This window comes from Butyrivibrio sp. (genome assembly GCF_024699075.1).
In genome coordinates this window covers 1-4,933 of sequence record NZ_JAILQF010000401.1, presented here as the reverse complement: position 1 = coordinate 4,933, position 4,933 = coordinate 1, and the positions used below count along the sequence as shown (strand labels likewise).

Here is a 4,933-nt window from a genome sequence, read left to right as displayed (position 1 = left end):
TGCGGTGATGAGTGGTATGATAATCACTTCGAAGTTATCAGATTCTTTGAAGATCTTCTGATCAAGTATCCGGGTAATTATAGCTGCCTCTACGCACTTTTAGAGAACCTCATTGCAGATGGCAGGTACGATGAGGCGCTTCCATACATTGAGCAGATTAAAAAGGCTAAGAAGAATCATCAATACCTTTTGTATACTGGAGACGTAGCATTTGGAAAAGGACATACAGAAGAGGCAAAAGAAATCTGGGAAAAGATGATCAAAGAATTTCCTGATATCTGGCAGGCGCACTGCTGTCTTGGTGATGGATATGCAAAACTTGGAATGTATGACGAGGCTATTGCAGCATATGAAAAGTCTTATGACATGCAGAAAAAGCCAAGAATTGTCGAAGGTCTCTGCTCTATGGCGCAGCTCCACGAAGCACATAAGGAATATGATAAGGCTATCAAGGATTATCAGAGACTAATTGATAATTTAAAAGAGGATTATGATGTAACAGATGGCGAACAAGTTGACAGATATGTCAGAGAGATAGCCAGGTTAAAGGGAATAAAAAAGAGTAATTGACATTAAGACTGTAATGCGTACAAAATGGTAATACGCGTTACAGTCTTTCTGCACGCAGTGCTAAACGGGCAGATGACGAATGGTTTGAGTATAAAATTAGTAATAAAAAAGAGTGAGGTATAAAATGAAAATAAAAAGATTAACTGCATCTTTTATAATATCAGCTATGGTCATTGGAACAGTTGGATGCTCAGATAAAATAGAACTTTCAAATGATTCATATGAAAATGATAGTACAGATCAGGTTACAGAAGACTTATCTGCAACTGAAGAAGCAGAAGAAAATGAAGAGATTGAAGAAAACGAAAAAGCTATAGAAGTAGAGGAGAAGGATAATCCGGAAGCTGATGAAGAGGCAGATGAAGATAATTCTAAAGAATCTGATAAAACAAGGGAAGATGATTCCGCAGAGTCTGATGAAGCACAGGTGAACGAGGAAGACGATTTTAATGATTTCGTCGAAGTGTCATTTGAGCATGTAGACTATCCTGAGGTTGATGATGATAAGCCTGACTACAGCGGCATTTATTGTTCAGAAGGCTTTTCAACAACATACGGATATTGTGAGCTTATCAAGCAGGAAGATGGTTCATATTATTGCGAAATATTTGAATACAGAGCGTATACTTTTGAAGGAGAGGCTAACTACAAGTCAGATAATCTCCTTGAGTTTAAAGATGATTATAGCGAAGGAACAATTACAATCGAAAATGATAGCGTGACTGTATCTGTGAATTCAGGCGGCTCAGAAAGCGAGTATGTTTATGACTCACAAAAATACGAAATGCCTGAAATAGATGAATATACAGGAGTCTATACTTATACCACTAAAGATGACGAGCTTGTGACTATCACAGTGGGATATGACGATAACAGAGTGCCATTTGTTACTGTAGAAAAAGGTGAAGAAACTGTATCTTTTGAGCATATGCCATCTGATCGTGGTATTTGGATTCTTGAAGACGCACTTTACGGTAATATCCTCTATGCAAGCATCGAAGATGAAGCCTGGGCTCCTGATTCGGAAGTATTTTCTTTTACCCGAAATTATAGCGGAGATAAATACGTAGTTATAAATCTGGGTGGCGATAAGCCTATGGTATATTACAAGACCTATGAACCAGTAGTTATGCATTAAACAAAAGAAGCAGAAGGAGACTTTAATGTTATGGCAATTACTTATTCACAGCAGATCCCGGACTTGCAGACATATTATGATTTAAGGAAATCGGTAGATTGGAACAACTTCTGCCCTGAGCAGTCAGAAAAAGCAATCAGTAATAGCGTTTACTTTATATTAGCCAAAGATGGCGATCTTCCTGTAGCCATGGGAAGAGTTGTTGGAGACGGAATGTATTTTACCATAGTTGATGTAGTAGTAAGACCTGAGTATCAGGGACAGAAGATCGGATCTACTATCGTGAACAGGCTTGTGGAGCTTATTCAGGCAGAAGCTCCCAAAGGCGCAAGGCTCAGCATTCAGCTCATAGCTGCGCAAGGCAAGGAGCAGTTTTATGTAAAGCAGGGATTCAAGATCCTTCCACACGAGAACTGTGGACCTGCCCTTAGAAAAGTAATATATACGTGACAAATGACAAAAGTATTCAAAAGGTAATTATTGGAGGAGTGAAAGTGACTTATAAGGAAATCTTTAATGAAGTTGTAAGTATTATGAAGAAAGATTCTTCTACATGTGAAGATATGGGAGCTGGGGATTATCGTAAGTATGAAGCTATGATCATGGATGATATGTCTGATGAGGAATTTACTTATGTTGTAAAGAAGTACCTGGCAACATTTGGCATGGAAGGCCATCTGTCTTTTAATGACACGAGCATGGGAAAACTGGGTTTTCAGGTGATGCGTTATGAGAATGCACTATATGTTACAGAAAGTGCAAGTGACTCTCAGCTTCACTTTAAGGATAAGATCATAGAAATTGACGGTAAAACGATTGAGCAGTGTGCGGCAGAAAACGAAGAGTTTCTAATGGGAGAAACTAATGAAAGGCAGGGCTGCTTGTGGAATCAGATACTTCTTTTTGCCAAAACTGTTACTGTAGTAAAAGATGGAAAACTTTCAGAAGTAACGTTAAAAAGAGTAGCGGATTATTCTGTAGACAATAAGTATAGCTATCGTGATCTGGGCAAGGGTACGCTATATATAAAGCTTCTTGATTTTACTGATGAAGGAGCTATTAGAAATCTTTATCATGAATGCAATGATCTTTTGAACAGCTGTGAGAATCTGATCGTTGATGTACGAGATAACGGAGGAGGAACAGATACAGCTTTTTTCCCATTATTTGAGTATTGTTATCCTTCAGATAAGAAATTGGATGACTACATTCCTAAGCAGCCGCCTATGGCAATAAACTATTCCTTGCGTAATTGCGATGCCAGATTAAAACTTCTGGATGAGCTTTTCAAAGGTGAAATACCTGAAGATATCCGTCCCGCAGTTGAAAATATGAAAAATAATCTGCTCAAATACCGAGGCCAGGGAATGGTTGTCGATGAATCAATGGACGATGAGACCGGAATTGGTGACATTGTAGGACGTGCTTTACCACATAAAGTCTGGATCATAACAGATCAGAATTGCGGATCTTCCGGTGATGCATTTGTATATGACATGTCATTTTCTCCTAAGGTTACAGTAGTTGGAAGACCAACTCTTGGTATCATTGATTATTCAAATTGTTCAGTGGAGACATGGGAACACTTCAAAATGGTTTATCCTACTTCTCGAAGCGGTGCTCTTGATCTTGGTGAGGGAACCGGCCACAAGGGAGTTCCGGTGGAACATTATATTCCTTGGACGCCGGAACATTTGGAAAGAGACGTGGATTTAGAATACGTGTTGGAACAGATATAATCTTGGGAACCCGGAATAAGTAACATAAGAACTGGTGTAGATAACCAAGAATTAGATTCCCTTAAGAAGATAGTCGAGGATAATTGTTCCGATATCGAAGCGAATGAAGAAATACCAAGTGAACTTTTAGACAGGTTTAATTGAAGTACTCTTTATAATCCAAATAAGTTGGCAAGAGAATGTATATAAGTATCTATATGATGTAAGGAAATGATATGGCAATAAGACAAGCAACAATTTCAGATGTATCTCGCATAGCAGAGTTGATAGTTACAAATTATCGTACTAATTTTTATCCTATCTTTAAGTACGATGCATTCTATTTTGGCGAGTTAAATGTTCTTGATACAGCGAAAGAATATTTGGATAATCCGGATATTCTAAATAATACCTATGTTTATGATGATGGTGTAGTAAAAGGCATGATAAGGCTTGATGACAGGCAGATCGTAAAATTGTTTGTAGAGCCGCAGTTCCAGAGCCAGAAGATTGGCGCTAATCTAATTACCTTTGCAACCCAGGAAAAGGATGCAGACTGGCTTTGGGTTCTTGAGCAAAACAAAAGAGGAATTGCTTTTTATAAACGCAACGGATTTGATTTTACAGGAGAAAAAATGCTGGAAGATGATTATGTTTCTCTCCTGAAAATGAAGCTTCAGAAATAGATATATATTAAGAACAATACAATTAATCATATTAACTGTTTACGTTAGAAAGGCAGACTAAAGCTGATGTATTAAGGCTCATAGGAGAATATATGTTATTTAAAGAGATATCTGTAAAAGACAAGCTTGGAAGAACTGTAACTTTTAGAAATGCAAGGGAAGAAGACTCTGAAGATCTTATAAAGTATTTAAAGAAGACGAGCGCAGAGACTCCGTTCCTTATCAGAGAACCGGATGAGATCACCATTACCAGGGAAAGTGAAGAGAAGTTTATTAAGGCTAAACTGGATGCGGAGAGAGAACTAATGCTATTAGCCTTTATTGATGGCAGGCATATTGGCAACTGCTCTCTTATGTCCATAGCTCCTTATAGAAGATATAGTCACAGATGCGAAGTCGCAATTGCACTATACAAAGAATACTGTGGATGCGGCATTGGTAAAATAATGCTGCAGACTGTCCTTGACGTTGCAAAGAGTGCAGGCTATGAGCAGGCGGAGCTTGAAGTTATGGCTGAAAATAAAGACGCTGTTGCTCTGTACGAGAAACTTGGATTCGAGAAGTATGGTACATTTCCAAATAATATGAAATATGCAGATGGAACTTATATGGATGCGTACTGGTTGATGAAGAAGCTGTAAAAGCTTGCATTGGGATCTGCACAGGAGTAGACGAAAATGGAGTATAAGTTTGCAACAAGGGAAGAATTATCTGTAGAAGAAACAGTGCAGACAGTTATTTCTGAATTAGAAGAGTATACTGGCTGGAAATATTTAAAGAGTCAAAGATGTCTTAAGAAAAAGGTCAAGGACATAGAACTT

6 protein-coding genes are annotated in these 4,933 nt (G+C 38.2%); all 6 read left to right on the top strand.

Annotated elements, in window-relative coordinates; genetic code table 11:
* Window positions 1–570: tetratricopeptide repeat protein (locus K6G87_RS16100; protein ID WP_296839541.1), on the top strand; the 570-nt coding region annotated here is incomplete at its 5' end.
* 124 nt (window positions 571–694) lie between these two features.
* Window positions 695–1,708 (top strand): hypothetical protein, encoded by a 1,014-nt coding sequence (locus K6G87_RS16095; protein ID WP_296839538.1) that lies wholly within the window; start codon window positions 695–697, stop codon window positions 1,706–1,708.
* A gap of 30 nt (window positions 1,709–1,738) precedes the next feature.
* Window positions 1,739–2,158 (top strand): GNAT family N-acetyltransferase, encoded by a 420-nt coding sequence (locus K6G87_RS16090; RefSeq protein ID WP_296839535.1) that lies wholly within the window; start codon window positions 1,739–1,741, stop codon window positions 2,156–2,158.
* Window positions 2,159–2,202: 44 nt separating this feature from the next.
* A complete protein-coding gene (locus K6G87_RS16085; RefSeq protein ID WP_296839534.1) occupies window positions 2,203–3,447 on the top strand; it encodes a S41 family peptidase in 1,245 nt (414 codons plus the stop codon).
* A 215-nt stretch (window positions 3,448–3,662) separates the two neighbouring features.
* Window positions 3,663–4,112, top strand: a complete 450-nt coding sequence (locus tag K6G87_RS16080) for a GNAT family N-acetyltransferase (RefSeq protein ID WP_296839531.1) — start codon at window positions 3,663–3,665, stop codon at window positions 4,110–4,112.
* A 92-nt stretch (window positions 4,113–4,204) separates the two neighbouring features.
* Window positions 4,205–4,753: a GNAT family N-acetyltransferase gene (locus tag K6G87_RS16075; protein WP_296839529.1), complete on the top strand. Its 549-nt coding sequence runs from the start codon at window positions 4,205–4,207 to the stop codon at window positions 4,751–4,753.
* Window positions 4,754–4,933: the final 180 nt, after the last annotated feature.